General features: G+C 48.8%; 12 protein-coding genes. 5 read left to right on the forward strand and 7 right to left on the reverse strand.

What is annotated here, in order from left to right; all coding sequences use genetic code 11:
• The first annotated feature begins 469 nt into the window (after positions 1-469).
• Positions 470-2,332 (forward strand): sensor domain-containing diguanylate cyclase, encoded by a 1,863-nt coding sequence (locus ACJJIR_RS02230; RefSeq protein WP_444907183.1) that lies wholly within the window; start codon positions 470-472, stop codon positions 2,330-2,332.
• Between the two features lies 1 nt (position 2,333).
• Here the strand turns inward: ACJJIR_RS02230 and pstS are convergent, their stop codons facing one another.
• Together pstS and ACJJIR_RS02240 are read right to left on the reverse strand one after the other, a co-directional pair.
• Positions 2,334-3,416, reverse strand: a complete 1,083-nt coding sequence (gene pstS, locus ACJJIR_RS02235) for a phosphate ABC transporter substrate-binding protein PstS (protein ID WP_444896010.1) — start codon at positions 3,414-3,416, stop codon at positions 2,334-2,336.
• 111 nt (positions 3,417-3,527) lie between these two features.
• Positions 3,528-5,450: a PhoX family protein gene (locus ACJJIR_RS02240; RefSeq protein ID WP_444907184.1), complete on the reverse strand. Its 1,923-nt coding sequence runs from the start codon at positions 5,448-5,450 to the stop codon at positions 3,528-3,530.
• A gap of 229 nt (positions 5,451-5,679) precedes the next feature.
• On the opposite strand from ACJJIR_RS02240, the gene ACJJIR_RS02245 reads away from it, so the two are divergent.
• A complete protein-coding gene (locus tag ACJJIR_RS02245) occupies positions 5,680-8,283 on the forward strand; it encodes a TonB-dependent receptor (protein WP_444907185.1) in 2,604 nt (867 codons plus the stop codon).
• Positions 8,284-8,414: 131 nt separating this feature from the next.
• Positions 8,415-10,295 (forward strand): phytase, encoded by a 1,881-nt coding sequence (locus tag ACJJIR_RS02250; RefSeq protein WP_444907186.1) that lies wholly within the window; start codon positions 8,415-8,417, stop codon positions 10,293-10,295.
• Here the strand turns inward: ACJJIR_RS02250 and ACJJIR_RS02255 are convergent.
• The 5 genes from ACJJIR_RS02255 to ACJJIR_RS02275 form a co-directional block, all read right to left on the reverse strand.
• Positions 10,273-10,710, reverse strand: coding sequence for a VanZ family protein (locus ACJJIR_RS02255; protein WP_444896014.1), 438 nt, complete (start codon positions 10,708-10,710; stop codon positions 10,273-10,275). The two genes, ACJJIR_RS02250 and ACJJIR_RS02255, sit on opposite strands and share 23 nt — an antisense overlap.
• A 591-nt stretch (positions 10,711-11,301) precedes the next feature.
• Entirely contained in the window at positions 11,302-12,012 is a 711-nt protein-coding gene (locus ACJJIR_RS02260) for an outer membrane beta-barrel protein (protein WP_444892092.1), read from the reverse strand.
• Between the two features lie 217 nt (positions 12,013-12,229).
• The gene (locus ACJJIR_RS02265) at positions 12,230-12,940 is read right to left on the reverse strand and encodes an outer membrane beta-barrel protein (protein WP_444896016.1); all 711 of its coding nucleotides are present in this window, start codon (positions 12,938-12,940) and stop codon (positions 12,230-12,232) included.
• Between the two features lie 142 nt (positions 12,941-13,082).
• Complete coding sequence (locus ACJJIR_RS02270) at positions 13,083-13,748, reverse strand: replication protein P (protein ID WP_108734620.1); 666 nt, start codon at positions 13,746-13,748, stop codon at positions 13,083-13,085.
• Entirely contained in the window at positions 13,660-14,967 is a 1,308-nt protein-coding gene (locus ACJJIR_RS02275; protein WP_444907187.1) for a DnaT-like ssDNA-binding domain-containing protein, read from the reverse strand. Before ACJJIR_RS02275 ends, ACJJIR_RS02270 begins: the two co-directional genes overlap by 89 nt.
• 200 nt (positions 14,968-15,167) lie before the next feature.
• Between ACJJIR_RS02275 and ACJJIR_RS02280 the strand changes: the two genes are divergently transcribed.
• Both ACJJIR_RS02280 and ACJJIR_RS02285 read left to right on the forward strand, forming a co-directional pair.
• Positions 15,168-17,411, forward strand: a complete 2,244-nt coding sequence (locus ACJJIR_RS02280) for a heavy metal translocating P-type ATPase (RefSeq protein ID WP_444892090.1) — start codon at positions 15,168-15,170, stop codon at positions 17,409-17,411.
• Positions 17,412-17,780, forward strand: a complete 369-nt coding sequence (locus tag ACJJIR_RS02285) for a cupredoxin domain-containing protein (RefSeq protein WP_444896019.1) — start codon at positions 17,412-17,414, stop codon at positions 17,778-17,780.
• Positions 17,781-17,928 lie beyond the last annotated feature (148 nt).

Below are 17,928 nucleotides of genomic sequence, written 5' to 3' on the forward strand. Positions count from 1 at the left end.
ATTTAAATTTGATGTGGGTAGTCAAATGTAATCGTTAACAGGAATTTTCTCTTTGGCGTATTTAAGATTTTGTATTCTTTGTTTCTCCTAATTAATACCTGACTTTAAGGCTTAGCCCCAAGGTGTAAGACGGCGTAACAGCCTGTGTACCCTTATTTCAAGCTAAAAGGCATAAAACACATTACTTAAGCGCTTGATAAATGAAGAGTGAAACTGCCAAATAGGGGGGAGTAGAAAAAAGTTGTACCTGATAATTTAAAGTCCTTGTTAGTGTGTTTTTTGTACAGGTGCAGACTTGTAGAATTCATATATAGCTATTTTATGTAAGTATGAATTGATGACTTTCTTGTATGGAAGCTATTTCTCTGAAATACAACAAGCATCATCAATTTACTTTGGAAGTCAGTATCCATTATGGCTGATTTGATCTTTATGAAGACGGAAATTGTTGCACATCTACATAGTAAGAATGAAAAAAACAATTGGTGAATTTGAACTGTGGATTCAAAAGGGTGGCCCTAAATGGCACTACCGTTTTGTTTGTTGTGCATTGCTGATGTTTGTCATACTTCTTCCTATGCCCAGCTACCCCCATACGGTTGTGGATGTCACCTCGTTGGAGGGAGGAAGTAAACCGAGTGGCCTAAATGCAATTTGGCATGATCCATCGGGATTTGGAAACATTATTGAAGCTGAAAAAGCTTATAAAAATAAACTTTTTCTTCCCCTGGGAACTGCCGGATCTACCGGACTTAAATCCGGAGCCTTCTGGTCTCACTTCATATTAAAAAACTCCAGTAGTGAAACAGTTTATGTCTCAATTGAATATGTGGATAACCAGCTCGATGGGCTGACGGCCTTTTCTAGGATTCAGGGTGGCAGTCAACCTTATGCGGAGCTGGCAAGTCTGTCTGCGAACCAGCCTTTTTCCAGTCGGAAAATCAAGCATCATCGTTTTGCGTTCCCACTTAAAATCCCCCCCTTCGCATCAAAGGAAATGATGGTTAAATTTGATGTTGGAGTTTTAGGTGTTGCCTTTCCCAGTATGCGTATTTGGCGACCTGAACAACTTGAAAAGAGGAGTAAGGCTGAGGCCATTTTAACGTCATTTCTTTTTGGTGGTTATTTTTTGATGGCCATTCTTGCGCTGATTGGTGCTATTACTGCGCGTAAGAATATCCTGTATCTATACTCGTTATATTCCGTAACGAAAATTTGGGTGTGGGGATCTTTACTGGGATATACCCATCAATATTTGCTCCAAGAACAATTTGATTGGCGCTATCAATCGATTAGTAGTGCTGTGGCGATTCTGACCGGAATTCTTTTTGCCCGATACTTTCTTGAAACGGAAAAGTACACCCCAAGACTGGATTACTTTTTAAAGTTAATTTTACTTAATGGTTTATTCCTGATAATTTGCGTTGTGCTGCAGTGGGAAGCTCTGGCGCACATCTCTATGATGCTCGCTCTGTTTTTCTATCCTGGCGTTGTTGTTGTCGCATTGGTGCGTTGGCGACAGGGGGATACTTCTGCGGCCGTTTTTGCTTTAGCCTGGAGCGTTTTGGTGTTGGGGCTTTTGGTGCAGGCGATGAGGGATCTCGGTTATGTGGTGCACAATCCAATTAATTATTATTGGCCCCCGGTTGCCTCTTTTGTTGAGATGCTGGCAATAATGATAGCTATTGGATTACTGGTAAAACGTTTACGGCAACAAAAAGAGACTGCAGAAAAAAGGTATCTACTACACCTGGAAGCTTCGAGAACCGAGCTGGAGCAACAGGTAAAACTTCGCACACAGGAATTGGAGTACGCTAAAGCCAAGGCTGAAGAGGAGGCGCGCACAGACCCGCTAACAGGTATTTTTAATCGCCGCTGCTTTTTTGAAGAGGCCAGTAATCTAGTGGCTGTGGCAATTAATAACCAAATGCCATTGTGTGTATTAATGCTGGATATCGACAATTTTAAATCTGTTAATGATATTCATGGCCACTTAATCGGCGATCAGGCACTCTGTGCGACTGCCCGAGTAATTTCCCAACACGTACGGGATGTGGATATCTTCGGGCGTATTGGTGGGGAGGAATTCGCGCTAGTACTCAGCTCCAATGTCGAAGGAGCTATGAAGGTTGCCAATCGTATACACCGGGATATCGCTAAAATCGTGATTAAAAGTGCAGTTGGGCAAGCTCAGTTTACCGCAAGTATTGGCATCGCCCGTCTGCAGGGGCGAGAAGATATCCTGGAGCTAATGCGACGAGCAGACTCTGCGTTGTATCAGGCCAAACGCGCTGGACGTAATCGTATTGTGGAGTGCGCTGAAGCTACGTAAATTAGCGTACGTAGGTAACTGCATTGAGTACTTTTTGACGTATATTCTCCGGAAGGGGCACCAGGCCCAAGCTTCCGGCCTGGCTTTGGGATGCGTTGCTCAACATAAAGACGAGCATTTGCCGCAGTGCTTGTGCTTTTTGGTCATCCTGGTCTGCGTAGAGTAACAGCCAGGAAAAGCTGGTAATGGGATAGGCGGTTTCTCCTTTGGGGTCCCAGATCCAGGCGATTAGGTTGGGAGCTCCACTAATTGGTAATGATGCTTTTGGAAATTCAATCTCTGAAAGAGCCTCTGCTCCGCTCTTGGGGCCTGCGGCAATATAATTTCCCGCGTGGTTTTCCAGTAAAGCCACAGGCAGGTTTACCAGTTGGGCAAACCCGTGTTCGACATAGCCAATGGCCCCGACTTTCTTGCGAACCTTAGCGGCTACGCCTTGATTGCCCGGTGCTCTTTTAAATCTGGGCAACTTTGGCCAACTGGGTGTTCTGTCCAAACCAATTTTTTCGCGGAAATCCTGGCTCACGCTACTCATATGTCCAGAAAAGATATACGAGGTCCCCGAACTTTCAGAGCGGGTGACAACGGTAATCTCATCTCTGGGCAACTTGATATCGGGGTTTGCGGCTGCGATCTTGGGGTCATCCCAGTGGGTTATTTCTCCCAGGAAAATCCCCACATAAGCTTCCCTGGACAGTTTTAGCTTGTCGATCCCGGGAAGGTTAAACACCAGTACGACTTCCCCAGCAGTAACCGGTAGTACCACGCCACCGCCTTTCAGGTTGCGTAACTCATCGATCTCAATAGCGGCATCTGAGGCGGCAAAATCAACTGTATGACCGAGGAAGTCCCTGATGCCGTCACCGCTACTGCTCATCTCGTAGAAAATAAATATATTGTTTTCCCGATGGGTGAACTGCCGAAACCACTCGACATAGATTGGGTAGGGGAAACTGGCGCCGCTGCCCCGGAGATTTACAGGATTTTCTGGTACCTGGGCAGTTCCCGGTGTGGCCGCAAGGATAAAACTGGCGATTGCCAGCACAGCGGTAAGGCGGCGTATAAGGGTTGCACACCTCGATATCATAGGGACCTCGGCTTATAGGCCTCTGACAGCCTGCCTATAGGCGGGGTGAGAGGCCAAAAACTGCTTTAGATTAAAATTTTAGCAGGGTCCCTGGTTTGTCATATCAATTGCCTAGCTACCGACTATTTGGTCGTCCTCACGGTAAATGGCCAGTACTGATGGCCGAGGCGGTAACTGGGGATTATTATCTGGCCAACGGTGCAGGGGTTGGTCATAAGTGGAGTTGCGTGAATCGGCCGGATGTTGCACGGCAATAAACAGGGTTTTTCCGTCGGGAGTAAATTCCGGCCCGCACACTTCAGCTCCTTGCGGGCAGCCAAAAAAATGCTTGGGTGCAGCCCGCAAAGGCCCCTCAGTAGACATTGCCCAAAGTCCATCGTGAAATCCAAAGCGCTCACAGCCATCAGTAGCAATCCACATATTGCCCCTGGGGTCGAAAGCGACGTTATCGGGATTGGCAAACCAGCCGTGCTCAGAGATATCGTAAGGGGACTGCTGTCCATAGGCGCCCCTTTCAGCGGGGTTTTCAGCATTGGGGTTTCCACCAAGTAGAAATTGCTGCCACTGAAATTGTGCGCTTGTGTGGTCGCGGTTTCCCTTCTTCCCGGGGGGCGCTATTTCCAATACATGGCCGGCAGTATTGCGGGCGCGGGGGTTGGCGGCATCGGTATCGCTGCGCTTCTTGTTTTTGGTCAGCATTACATAGGTGCAATCATTGTGGGGGTTAGTCTCCACGTCCTCCGGCCGATCCATTGGCGTGGCTCCCAGTAGCGCGGCTGCGCGGCGCGCATCAATCATTACATCTGCTTGATTGCGAAAACCATTCTCTGCGGTCAGTGGGCCCTGGCCATATATCAGCGGCAGCCATTCGCCACCGCCATCGTCGGCAAAGCGCGCGGCATAGAGCGTGCCATTAACGAGTAGCTTTCGGTTTGTATCGGGATCTTCGGGCTGATAGTTATCTTGGGATACATAGCGATAGACAAATTGATGTTCATCATCATCGCCGCCGTAAGCAACGATCGGTTGTCCCGGTTTACAGACCAGGGTAAAGCCTTCGTGCTCAAAACGCCCCAAACTGGTCAGCTTGCGCGGTTTTGATTGGGGGTTATAGGGGTCAAACTCCACCATCCAGCCGAATCGGTTGGGCTCTTTGGGTTCTACCTGAATATCAAATCGACGGTCGTGGTCACCCCAGTTGCGATTTTCTGGTTTTATACCAAAAAGTTGATGGTTTTCGATCTCCCGGGAATCTTCGAGCTTTTTTGGGTCTCCCTGAAAAGCGCCGCCAAACCCCTCTTCGGCAATTAATACGGTTCCCCATGGAGTTTTTCCTCCTGCACAGTTACCTATGGTGCCGAGGACCTGGGTTCCGCTGGGATCTTGGCGGGTCTTTAAACGTTCGTCGCCTGCGGCGGGGCCAGTGATTTCCATTGGCGTCGTAGAAGTTATCCGCCGGTTATAGGGACTGTCAGCTACTACTTTCCAGCCCTGTTTACTTCTTCGAATTTCCACGATGGAGTGTCCGCAGGCAGCCTGTTCAATGGCCACATGCTCGGCACTCACTCCCCGGGTGGCACTGTATTCGTCGTTATAACCCGAGAACATCAGATGGGGCTGGGTGTATTCGTGATTGACACATAAAAGCCCGCGATCACTATTTTTACTTTGTATATGCAGGTACCCCAGGGTGGAACTGGTCCCCGCTGCCAAGGGCATAAATGCAATAAAATCGTTGTTGTAACCGAATCGTTGTTCCTGGCTACTGGCGCTAAGTTCTTCAGGCTGAAAAGATGTTTCCTCTTTATGTAAAGGGTCTCCCCACCTCAGCAGAACCGTGGATTTATAGCCCTCTGGTAGATGGTGTTGGTAATCCAGTCTATGGGGGATTTCTTTAAAGGTGAGGGAGTTGCGTGTGGGATTTTCACTCCCACTACAGCCGGGTAGTAAGCTGCTTACAGCACCGGTGGCGGTTACACCACCCAGGACTTTAAATAGAGAGCGGCGTGCTGGATTTTTGGGGCTTTCGTTCATGACTGCTCCATATTTGGTTTCAGTATATGACGCTTTTTACTGTTAATTGCCTTGATGGTTCCTTTTAAGGCGATTGATATCTGTGTAAATAGCAGGGCTTACATCTATCGTCGCAGTACTAATTGACTATGTGATGACAAGCTTAAAAAAAATGTCACGTAAAGTTCATAGCGGCCTTCTAGTCTGCGTTCAATTCAATTAACCACCGGCAAAGTGGGAGTGGGACGCAATGAAATACAGAACTTCAGGCTTGCGGTTACTGGGAATGCCATTGGCGGCTCTGGCGACAGCCATCATTAGCGCAAATGCTATCGCAGAAAATGAGCAGGTAATGGAAACTGTGACGGTTACCGCCCAGGCAAGTAATGCGCGCAGCGACTTGGATCGACAGCGGGACGCCAATAAGGTCGTAGCGGTGCAAACTTCTGATGCGATTGGTGAACTCCCCGATGCCAATGTCACAGAAGCGTTACAGCGAATGCCCGGTGTATTTATTGCGAGAGATCAGGGTGAGGGGCGTTTTGTTGGTGTGCGGGGTATAGACCCAAATTTGAATGCGGCAACAATTAATGGTGTGAGCCTGCCTGCACCGGAAACAAACACCCGAGCGGTAGCCCTGGATGTTATTCCATCGGACTTATTGGCGAGTTTGGAGGTATTTAAAACTCTTACGCCGGATATGAGCGCAGACTCTATTGGTGGTGCCATTGAGATAAAAAGTCTGAATGCCCTGGATTATGACAGCAATCGCTACAAGTTCAGCGTAGAGAATAGTTACAGCGAGCTTCAGGAAGAGTACAGCCCCAAAGTGGCTGCGACCATGACCAATATTTTTGAACTTGATGGAGAGCGCCGTCTCGGGGTGGCCTTAGCGCTAAGTCACCAGGAGCGGGATTTTGGCTCAGATAATATTGAGACTGATGGTAGCTGGGAAGAACTGACCGCTGAAGATGGCTCTGTAGCTAAGGGCGCGACCGAAATAGAACATCGCGATTACAGTATTACCCGGGAGCGCACAGGTCTTGCTGCCAACTTCGACCTGGACCTGGGCAGTGACTCAAGCATCTATCTCCACAGCTTGTACTCCGATTTTTCTGATCAGGAAATCCGCCAGCGCAATTCCTGGAAGCTCGATGATGAACGCGATGAGCCGGAGACTATTTCGGCCAACTCGGCAGAGTGGGAAGAGGCAGCACTGGAGAAGTCCCTGAAGGACCGCCTGGAAGAACAGGAAATTATTTCTGCGGTATTTGGCGGAGAGCATAATTTTGAGCAATGGGGATTGTCCTATGCCTTGGGATATTCCCATGCAGAGGAATCTGAACCCAATCGACGCGATACCGATTTTGTCTTGGACTCCCTGCGTTTGGGGTATGTTGAAGCTGGTGATACTCCCCGTATGGCGGTGGGAAGTGAGGATGTTGAAGCAGTATTGGACCCGGCCAGTTATCAACTCGATGAGTTGGTCATTGAAGATAACTTTACTGAAGATGAAGAAATCAGCTTCCGTATTGATATCAGTAGAGAAATTGATTGGGCTGGCAATCCTTCAGTAGTTAAATTCGGATTACATGAGCGTCAGCGAGAAAAGGCTGGTGACTTAAATGCGACTGTATATGAAGGGTTTGGTGGGGATTACACTCTGGCGGACTTTTCTCGCAATAGTATCGATTATGGTTTGGATGCATTTGGACCTGGCGTCAATGTTGGAAGCCTGAATAGTTTTATCAATGCTAACCTCAGTGATTTTGACATAGATGAGACTGAGACCGCTTTGGCATCCGCCCGTGACTACGCAATGAATGAAGACATCACGGCCTTGTATGTGATGAATTCTATTGAGTTGGACCGCTCCCAGCTGGTTTTTGGGGTTCGCTATGAGCGCACCGAATTTAATGCTGAAGGCGTGAATGTGGCAGAGTCGGAAGAGCTCCTGCCGGGTGCCGATTTAATTGCAGAGGAGGTTTATGCCACTGAGGTTAACTACGAGCGGGACTACGACAACTTCTTCCCCAGTATTAATTACAAATTTGATTACAACGATAATGTTGTTCTCCGTGCAGCCTATTCGGAGTCCTTATCGCGTCCATCATTTGGTTATTTGAACCCCTCTCCGGCCAAAATTGAATACGATGATGGGGAACTGGAGGTTGAATCTGGAAATCCAGAGTTAGACCCCTATGAATCCCGCAATATCGACCTCTCTGCCGAATACTATGCGGATGATCTGGGTATGTTCTCTGTGGGACTTTTCCATAAGAGTATCGATAACTTTATTGTCATGTCTGAAGTTTCCAGTAATACCGATTTTACCCGTTTTGTAGGGAATTTAGCGGTTGATGATGCTGAAGTATGGCAACCGATTAACGGAGACAACGCCCGTATCAGCGGTGCCGAACTGGCCTGGACCCAAGGTTTTGAAAATGGGTTCTTACTCAGGGCCAATGCAACATTTACCGATTCAGAAGCTGATCTGGGTCTCAATAGCAGTGATCGCAGTGACAAAATATCTATGCCTTCCCAGGCGGATTTTGTCGGCAACTTTATTGTAGGCTATGAGCGCGATGCCTTTAGTATGCGCCTGTCAGCAGCTTTTCGCAGTGAACGCCTGCTGGAAGTAGACCTTGAAAATGAGGCTAATGATCGCTACGAAGAAGACCATTTGCAATTGGATTTGTCGGCCCGCTACCGCTTTGATAATGGCCTTCAACTTACTTTTACTGGGGTTAACCTCACGGATGAACCTTACTATGTTCACACGTCTGGGTTTAATGGTCAGTACGAAGAATACGGTCCGACCTATGCGATTGGGCTGAGCTATAGCACTTTCTAGAATTTACACTGGAATTTTTGGATTAGTGCAATTTTTTACCCTGATAAAGCCCCTGCAATATTGTGGGGGCTTTGTTTTTGTAAAAATAATATTTTCTGTCAGTTACCGGTAAGTCCTAAGCAGGTTTTATTATGCGTTTTTCAATAGTGGGTGTTTTGTCCTGCCTTATATTACTCGGATGTGATCTTGAAAAGGATAGTCAAAGATTATCTTCACAAAAGATCATCTCTTTAAAGGGGCTGATAGCTGAACAGATTCAGCTGGTCAGTTTCCCTAAGCAGCAATACTTGTTGCTATCCAGTAAAGATAAGGGGCTAGTGCTTGTAGATGAGTCCGCAGAAATACAAGTTCAAAAGGATGGCAGAGTAGAGGCACTTGCCATTCAGCCAAGGGAAGGTGGTAGCTACCTGGTGGCGGCTTACGAAGAGCAGGAAGCGCAATTACAGCTATATCAATTATTTACTGATCTAAACGATGATTTGCAGCTTCAACTTTTAGGAAAGCTTGAGAGTGCCAAGCCTGTGAGCGCACTCTGTTTTTCACTACAAGCAGGAAGAGATCACCTGTTTGCCATTGGAGAGGACGGACGGGGGTTTGAGTACCTGCTTTCTCCCAGTGATGAGCACTGGGACTTTACCGAGATACGCCCAATATATTTGGGGGAAGAGGTTAATAGTTGTAGTGTGGATAACCGTCGGGGGCGATTACTGGTATCACAGCCGCCTGTAGGGATATTGGCATTGAATGCCGATGCAGAGCGAGATGAGGAGCGTGAGCTTTTAATCTCGGCGAAACAGCTCGGTGATGATTTCGGCAGCTTGCGACTGGGTTATCAGCAGGACCAAACCTGGATTGCAGTGGAACAGGGAGTACAGGCTTTCGACTTGTCAGGAAGTGGTAGGTCCGACCAGTCTTGGACATTGCCTGCAGAAAGCCCTGCCTCTATAGCAGTTTTTGATGATAGGTTGGCCGTATTAAATGATAATCAGAGTGAAATAACCTATTTCCCGATAAATACCAAGCTGACCAGCGTTACAGATAGTCCGCTTGAGATTATTCCCACTGTTGCCGCCAGGGGACAAACTGACCCCGTTCACTCTTATGGGGATGCTGCCGATGATCCCGCTATTTGGGTGAACTCTCATTCGCCGGCAAACAGCCTGATTTTTGCTACAGATAAAAAAAAGGGGCTCAATATCTATCATCTATCAGGCGGCTTAAAACAGCACTTTCCGGTAGGCAGGGTTAATAATGTTGATATCCGTAAAATTTCCCACCCCGATATCGATGCGATTGCCGTTGTCTCTAATCGTACTAATCCCGGTTTGGATCTATTTTCTATCAGTATAACGGGCGAGGTGGGGTATCTTGGATACCGGGGTATAGGGCTTCATGATCCCTATGGCTTGTGCCTGCAACAGGACGATAGTGGGCTTTATGCCTGGGTTTCTGACAAGGAGGCCAGCTTGCATCAGCTCAAAATCAATGTCTCTGAGTCCTCCAATGAGTTTGAGATTGAGCAGGGTATCCAGTTTGATGACTATGGACAGGTTGAAGGCTGTGTTGTGGATGACCAGTTCGGAACCCTGTTTTTTGCTGAGGAGGACCGGGGGATTTGGCGGCTGGACCTAAAGTCCTTATCAGAGGCCTCTCCAGAGTTGGTGGCAGAAGTGGATGGTGAAAAGCTGGTGGCAGATATAGAGGGATTGGCACTTTATCAGGATGGCGACAAGGGCTATCTAGTGATATCCAGTCAAGGTAATGATAGCTATGCACTATTCAGCCGTAGTGGGAATGAATTTATTACCCATTTTCGGGTTGGTATGAACCCCCAGTTAGGTGTGGATGGCAGTTCGGAGACCGATGGTTTGGCCGTTACCAGTTCAGCTTTGGGTGCGGAATATCCTCAAGGTTTGTTAGTTGTTCAGGATGGGCGCAACCGAATGCCCAGCGCAGCCCAGAATTTTAAATTGGTTGATTGGAGGGATATCAATCGTCTGTTGTCTCACTAGCGGTATCGGGGTTTTCCGGCTGGCTTAAATTGTTAATATTGCGGGCTCTCTGAACCAGGTAAACCAGAGAGCTTGCAAGTATCACTCCAACGATATCGGCGGCCAGATCAAGTAAGTCAAAAGTCCTTGAGCGAACAAATGCCTGGCTTATCTCTTCAATCAGGGCAAAGCCAAGCACTGCGATAGCACCATAGTAAATTCTAATAAAGCCGAGCTTAAAATAAGTGGCGCGGGTGGCAGGTATCAGGATAAGGCCAAAAGTACCAAACAAGGCGATATGGCCTAGTTTATCGCCATAGGGCATAGCACGGACAAGGTCAAAAAATATACTATTCGATCCGGTATTGGCTAGATAGATAATCCAAAGAATAAAGAGAAAAAATAGTAAGGCTGATGCCTTGAGAAATCTTGACATAATACTTATTGATACAGTTTTGTCTAATCTTGTGAAGCTTGGCTATTGATTTTATAGATATCTGATTGGATCGGAAAGATAGGCCGTTTGGCTATGTGAATTATCCAGAATGTGATGGCTCAGTATCAATTATTTTCGACTTACAGTCCCTACATAGGTAGGCGATACCATTAACATCTAGTGATTTACTTCTAGATCGAAACTCATAGGGCTCCATATTTTTCTTACAGTCGGTGCAAATAGGTGGGTTTTCAAGTTTTTCTTGCTCTAGTTGTTTTTTTGTTCCGAATATTAACAGCACAAACACTATAAGAATGGTCCATTGAAAATTGTCTGGCTGCCTAGAGCTTCTCGAAACGAAGATTGAGTAAATTAATAGTATAGAAACTATTGTAATGTATATAATTGAATGAGTTTTTTTGGTTTCTTTTAGCGTGTTTTCATAATCTATTTTCGCTCGATAGTCTTCTTGGTATTCCTCCAGATCTTTTTCATTCAGTATTTTATTCTTTTTGTTGTTCATTTTAGAATGTATTAGTTAATGGCTGCTTATAGAGAGGAGTTCTATCAGTATTTAACAGGGGTTTATCATTAAAAATGCATACTCCACCCCATAGTGATAGCTTCACTATCTATTTCATCCAGAAACGTATCGCCCCCAATTTTTGAAAACTGTTCCCACTCTATCCGTAGGCTCCACTTACCCCTATAGCTATAGTTAATACCAGCACCATAAGCCCAGTGGAATCCATTGCTGCTATCGGTTAATTCACCTCTGACTGGAGTTAATTGTTCTATTAAACTGCCATCTTCAAGCTGGTATAGGATAAAAACTTCACCCTTCTGAATCTCATTGGTTTCCGCGTACCAGATGCCGGTGCCAAGTTTCCCAAATAAGCTAAATGACTCTCCCAGGGGAAGATACGCCAGGGAAAATATATTGAAAAGCTGGCTATCAAAATCAGAGAAATAGTTTAAATATTCACCATCCCCATATGAGATATGGGTATTCAGCTGGTACTTATTGAAATTTTGATAGCTGGCTTCAATTGCCAGGTAAGGTGTCCATCGAATTCCTGCAAATAGTTTCCAGGCGTTATTTTTATCATCACACCGACTGAGATCCACTTGATCTAAGCTGGCGCTAATTTGTTGAACTCGCTTTTCTGCTTCGCTACACAAGTTATTGGCATGCTGGTTACCGAAAGAAATACCAGCATATTTGTGTGAGTAGAAATCGGCGCAAGCAAGGGCTGGTAAGGAAAGTAGAAAAATAATGAATAGGGGGCTAAAGCGGTTCATGGCTTGACCTTGTTTAGCTTATATGGGGGACCGCTGAAGCTGATTTTAGAGTGAAATTTTATTAAGGCAACCACCAAAATAATAACGTCTTTTAGATTGGTCGAAGGTAGGACCTACTCTATTAACTGGATTTGTCGCCTAAAGGTAGAGTTCCCAGTAATAGTTTGCGGGAACTCTATCTAATTAGTATAAAGTTATAGGTGTCAATTAACAAAGTTCAAAAAAGCCGCCCTAAACCCAGTGATAGTGTTTCTGCATTGAAGTCTACTCCAGTGGGCTCCAGTTTCTCCCACTCCAGTCTCCAAATCCAGTGATTCCTATAGACATAATTCATACCGACCCCAACTCCCCAGTGAGGGCCTTTGTGGTTTTGGGACTTGTCTTTATCGAACGTCTGAAGTTGTGCCGTGAATTGTCCATTGGATAATTGCTGGGGGAGATAAAATTGAGCGGATTGTTGCTCTGATAATTTCCCTCTCCAAGCTCCAGCCCCGACTCTGGCAAACATATTTATATTGGAATTAACAGGATAAAAACCCAATAAAAAGGCGGTCAATAAATGTGTTTCAACCTGGTATGCAGCCTTTGCATACTCTCCATTTTCATTATTGGTATAAAAGCTGCTTTGCGCAGCTGAAGGTTTTAGATAGCTGATTTCAAGGGCGAGGTATCTGTTCCAGCGCAAGCCGCCATAAAATTTAATCGTACTGCCGCTACTATTGCAATGAAAGCGTCCGTCTGTGGATCCTTGAGGAATCTGTGATTTTATCCGGGGGTTTGCAGATGAGCAAAATTGAGGATAAGAGGTTTCACCGAGGGTAGCCCCAATATATTTCCTGTTGGCAAAGTCAGCGCTGGTATTTGTAGCGAAAGTGAATATAAGGCTGGAAAAAAAGCTTATTTTTAAGGTGGTCTTAAAATTATTCATGATCTGTCCTGTGCTTTGTTTATTTTTATTTAAAGCACAGTAAAGCTAGATCAGGGCTTTTACTTAACAAGTCATTGGCGTGAGGGCCTTTAGGTATCAGGCCCTGTATTCAAAGTCAGAGTAAGCAGTTGGCTGTTAATTTCTAAATGCCAAGCTTTGCCCGCATCTCCGAGAGTCTTTTCGAATTTTCTTCCTTGGAAAGTGGTGAGCCGGGGTTTTCCTCCAGCTTTAATTGCTCTGGAGCGGTTAGCTTTTCTCCCCCCAGGACTCGTTCACATATTTTTCGATAGTGCTCGGCAAAGACCGGGTAGGCGATAGACTCGGGGTTATTGGCAAGAAAAAACCAGTTGGATTCCCGCCCCGCGTGGTAGATCGCTAAGTGGCTCCAGTTGTAATTGGTTTTGGGGCTGGGGGCATTGCAGGCCTCGCGATAGGCGGCGCGAGCTTCCGGTAAACCATTCTCCCCAGCGGCGCACAGCTGCAGCATTTTATGTACGGTGGGCAGGTACTCGCTTTGCAGGATCGCTCGCTTGGCACCCTGCATAATATCCTGGGGAGCGAAAGCAAGCAGGGCCTCCAGCCAGAGGCGCTTAGCGTGGTGAAGGGTTTCAGTGTCTGGAAACGCTGCGCTGAACTGGTTGTGATAATTCAGTTTAAACAGCGCAAATACTTCATTGATTGCGCGCTTCTTTTCGTTCAGCAGTTCCTGGCCCTGTTCACTACCAGTTTGTGTCTGTGAGTATGTCGCCGATTGACCGGTCGCGGGTGCGCTGGTTGGTGTTGTTGTGGGAGTCTTGTGGATTGCCATAAGAGTTTCCTATTGCCAGTTTGTTGCGCTCCGCCCACTGGTGGCGCGCGTGACGCACAAATACGGCGTCCCAGCTTTTACGTGCGGCATTTTGACCGCGCCAGTAAATAATAAATTCCGGAACCAGGGATAGAGCAAAGTCGCGATCTATCTCGCATTGGTTCATCAAATGACTCAGGCAGTCACCACTGGGCTGCCAGTTGCGGGAGATAGGTTTGGCCACCGGGTTTTTCTCAATACCCTGGCAGTAATAGGCCCACTCTTCCCGCGCATACTCGATAAACAGTTCACCCCAGCGGGCACTGTGGCCACCGCGCTCGGTCCATTTATAAATAAATTCCGGTAGCAATTCGGCGGCAAAGCGCGGATTGATGGCCAGGCGCTGCAACTGCTCCCAGGTGTGCTCGCTGGGCTGCCAGTCGCGGGACATAGCAGTGGGCTTGCGTTTTTCGATAAATGGCGTGTCCTGCTTCTCCCAGTCTTCCATGATCCAGTCATTGAATTCCAAATCCCAGGAAATGGACTGCTTGCCACTGGAGCGGTGGTAATCGAGAAAGCGCTGTAGGCCGCGGCTGACAAAAGTGCTGGGGACTCCCTCGTCCGCCAGCTTGCGCAGGGTCTCATCGCTGGGTTGCCAGCCGTTGGGCAGTGGCTGCTTGCGCTGAGCCGTTGCGCGAAAAGCCTCCCACTTGCTTTTAACCTGGCGCAGGAACAGGGAGCCAAAGGAGTGGCGGGGCTCGGCGCGCTCGCGCCAGTAAGTGACAAACTCCGGCAGTTGCTCCCTTACAAAGTGCTCGGGAATACCCAGCTGGGCGATACGCGCCATGGTTTCACTATCCGGCTGCCAACTGGGGGCAATGGTGTTGGCATTGCGGTTGGATGGGGTAGGGGGTGTTGCCATCGGGCGCTTGTATTCACCGGGCAGGGCGAACTTCAGAATCTCGCTACTGCCGAATGGTGCCGCCCCCAGCAGAAGGGCACCCTGGTTGCGCAAGCTGGTGGCTACCCGTTGGATATCCGCTGCCTGCCAGAAGGGCAGCAGCAGATATAGCTGCTCCCCCTCGGCGGTATACCAATCCCGGCCTCCGTAGGGCTCCAGGGAAAGGAATGGAGCCAGGTCGCCAAGTGCAGTGAGCAGCACAGCTTCCTCCAGGCCGACAGTGGCAGCTAGAGAAGGAGAGATACTCAGGGGTCTTTCGGGGAGCAGGGGATGTGTCATGGCGCGATAATAACATTCCGTCGCATCGCATGCGCGATCATTGGCGAATCCTCAGCCTTTTCCTTCCCCTGGTGCCAACCACTAAGCTGAAGGATGAATTGACTGCGAAATTTCGGCAGACGGTGCGCTGCCAACTGTTGCCTTCCCCTAGCGGTAAGGTTGTAACTTTGTCGCTGTAATTGGTGTTGCGGGAGAGCAAGATGACGAAGGAGCAACAATCTGCGCCAACGGTGTTCCGTTTGAGTGGAGTCAATTGTGCCGGTTGTATCAACAAAATTGAGACTGCGGTTAAGGCCGTAGCCGGGGTGACTGATGCCCGGGTAAACCTGTCCGATAAAATCCTGTCGGTATACGGCCCGGCGGAGGCTGAATCCTGTATCGAAGCCGTCCGAGGCGCGGGCTACGGCGCTGAACTCCTGCGAAGTAGTGAACGAGAGCAGCGCGCGGAACAGCGGGAGCAGACACAGCGGCACTACCGCCAGCAGTTGTGGCGCTCGGCATTTGCTCTGGGCGTGGGCGTGCCAATGATGGCTTGGGGGCTGATCACTGACAAGGTATCGGTGAATACCCCGGCGGAGCAGCTGGCCTGGGGTGCTATGGGGCTGATTACCCTGGCAGTGCTGGTCTTCTGTGGCGGTAACTTCTTCAGCGGTGCCTGGAAGGCACTGCGCCACCACAATGCCACTATGGATACGCTGGTGGCCCTGGGCACGGGAACGGCCTGGCTCTTCTCCATGCTTGTAGTATTGGTCCCCCATCTCTTACCGGAAGCGGCACGACATGTGTATTTTGAGGCCAGTGCCATGATTATTGGCCTGATCAGCCTCGGCCAGGCACTGGAAATTCGGGCTCGCGGGCGCACCAGTGCCGCAGTGGAGAAGCTGTTGGAGCTCCAGGATACATCCGCGCGGGTATTGAGAGACGGCCGAGAGGTGGATCTGCCTATCGAGCAGGTGCAGCAGGGAGACCAGCTGCGCGTCCGCCCCGGCGAGAAAATTCCGGTGGATGGTACTGTGCTTGAAGGGCGCAGCCTGGTAGATGAATCCATGCTCACCGGGGAACCAGTGCCGGTGAAAAAGGCGGAGGGTGACAGCCTCGCCGCCGGCACCCTGAATAAAAATGGCAGCCTGTTGTTTCGCGCAGATAAAGTGGGTTCCGACACCCGCCTCGCGCAGATTATCGAGATGGTAAAGAATGCCCAGAGCTCCCGGGTACCTATCGCGCGCTTGGCGGACAAGATTTCCGGCATCTTTGTGCCAGTGGTGATGATTATTTCCCTGGTGGCCGCACTGGTTTGGTTCAACTTGGGCCCCGATCCTCGGGTTGCCCATATGTTAGTAGTACTGACTTCGGTGCTGATTATCGCCTGTCCTTGTGCCTTGGGTTTGGCTACTCCCATGTCGGTTATGGTGGGGGTCGGCAAAGGTGCCGAGTACGGTGTATTGGTGCGCAACGGCAAGGCCCTGCAACAATCCTGCACTCTGGATGTCCTGGTTGTGGATAAAACCGGGACTCTCACCGAGGGTTCTCCGCGTCTGACAGATATCGATAGTGATGGCGACAGTGATGAACTGCTGCGTTTAGTGGCGAGCCTGGAGCAGGGCTCAGAGCACCCCTTGGCTGAAGCCATAGTGACGGCAGCTCACGATAAAAACCTTGAATTGCAGTCTCCAGCCAACTTTGAAGCCATCACAGCTCACGGTGTGAGTGGTGATATCGGTGGCAGTCACGTGCTGTTGGGGAATACCAAGTTAATGCAAAAGGAAGCCATTTCCCTGGATGTCTGGAATGAGCGGGCAGCCACGTTGGCTGCGGCGGGGCGCACGGTGATGTACGCCGCCGTGGACGGCAAGTTGCGGGGGATTATTGCCGTAGCCGATCCGATTCGCGCTGATGCGCAAGCTGCAATCGAGCGACTGAGCAAACTGGGTTTACGCATTGAAATGCTTACCGGGGACAATCACGGCAGTGCTGAAGCGGTTGCCCGGCAACTGGGCATCGATCGAGTTCACGCAGAACTATTGCCGGAAGATAAAGAGGGGATCGTCGCTGAATTGCAAAAAAAAGGCGAGCGAGTGGGTATGGTGGGTGACGGGATTAACGATGCCCCGGCCCTGGCGCGGGCCGATGTGGGCTTTGCGATAGGTGCCGGTACCGATGTTGCTATTGAGAGCGCCGATGTCACCCTGATGCGTTCCTCCCTGCACGGGGTCGCCAATGCCGTGGAGTTGTCCCGGGCCACTTTGCACAACATCAAGCAAAACTTGTTTGGAGCTTTTATTTATAACACTCTGGGTATTCCCATCGCCGCCGGTGTCCTCTACCCGATTACGGGTATGTTACTGAGCCCCATTGTTGCCGGTGGTGCTATGGCGCTTTCCTCCCTGACGGTGGTCAGTAATGCCAACCGCCTGCGCTTCTTTAAACCATCGGAGGCTCGCTAAATGGCTGAAGTTCTCGTAAATATCGTCGGTGTGCTGATGATTCTGGCTGTTATCTGGTGGTTTTGGTTGGGGCCAAAAAGAAGTGCCAGTAAGGCGACGCCGAGCAAGGATAATTTACAGATTCTGGTTAAGGATGGAGTTTACGAACCGGATCTTATCCGCCTGCCCGCCGGTCGCACAGCGACTTTGCATTTTCACCGGGAGGACCCAAGTCCCTGCTCCGAGTGGGTATTGTTTCCAGACTTGGAAGTCAGCGCTCAGCTTGCCCTGAACCAGGACACCTTGGTGGAAATACCAAAAGCCGAGCCGGGTGAATACCCGTTCAACTGCCAGATGCAAATGTATCGGGGCACATTGATACTGGAGTAACAGTAAATGTGATTCTCTATGGGGGTGTAATAATTCCCCGGGCCAAGACGACATAGATTTAACCAATACCCCAGAGCCGCCTTTCACCTGTATGGAGAGAGGGGCTCTGGTCAGGCTGGTGACTAAGCTCTAATTTGTTAAGAGGTCG

The sequence above is a fragment of the Microbulbifer maximicatervae (SeqCode) genome, from assembly GCF_052467385.1.

Coding starts and splice junctions, on each gene's coding strand:
- ACJJIR_RS02280 (WP_444892090.1), top strand. CDS start 15,168: ATGACGAAGGAGCAACAATCTGCGCCAACGGTGTTCCGTTTGAGTGGA.
- pstS (WP_444896010.1), bottom strand. CDS start 3,416: ATGATATCGAGGTGTGCAACCCTTATACGCCGCCTTACCGCTGTGCTG.
- ACJJIR_RS02285 (WP_444896019.1), top strand. CDS start 17,412: ATGGCTGAAGTTCTCGTAAATATCGTCGGTGTGCTGATGATTCTGGCT.
- ACJJIR_RS02245 (WP_444907185.1), top strand. CDS start 5,680: ATGAAATACAGAACTTCAGGCTTGCGGTTACTGGGAATGCCATTGGCG.
- ACJJIR_RS02230 (WP_444907183.1), top strand. CDS start 470: ATGAAAAAAACAATTGGTGAATTTGAACTGTGGATTCAAAAGGGTGGC.
- ACJJIR_RS02250 (WP_444907186.1), top strand. CDS start 8,415: ATGCGTTTTTCAATAGTGGGTGTTTTGTCCTGCCTTATATTACTCGGA.
- ACJJIR_RS02240 (WP_444907184.1), bottom strand. CDS start 5,450: ATGAACGAAAGCCCCAAAAATCCAGCACGCCGCTCTCTATTTAAAGTC.
- ACJJIR_RS02265 (WP_444896016.1), bottom strand. CDS start 12,940: ATGAATAATTTTAAGACCACCTTAAAAATAAGCTTTTTTTCCAGCCTT.
- ACJJIR_RS02270 (WP_108734620.1), bottom strand. CDS start 13,748: ATGGCAATCCACAAGACTCCCACAACAACACCAACCAGCGCACCCGCG.
- ACJJIR_RS02260 (WP_444892092.1), bottom strand. CDS start 12,012: ATGAACCGCTTTAGCCCCCTATTCATTATTTTTCTACTTTCCTTACCA.
- ACJJIR_RS02255 (WP_444896014.1), bottom strand. CDS start 10,710: ATGTCAAGATTTCTCAAGGCATCAGCCTTACTATTTTTTCTCTTTATT.
- ACJJIR_RS02275 (WP_444907187.1), bottom strand. CDS start 14,967: ATGACACATCCCCTGCTCCCCGAAAGACCCCTGAGTATCTCTCCTTCT.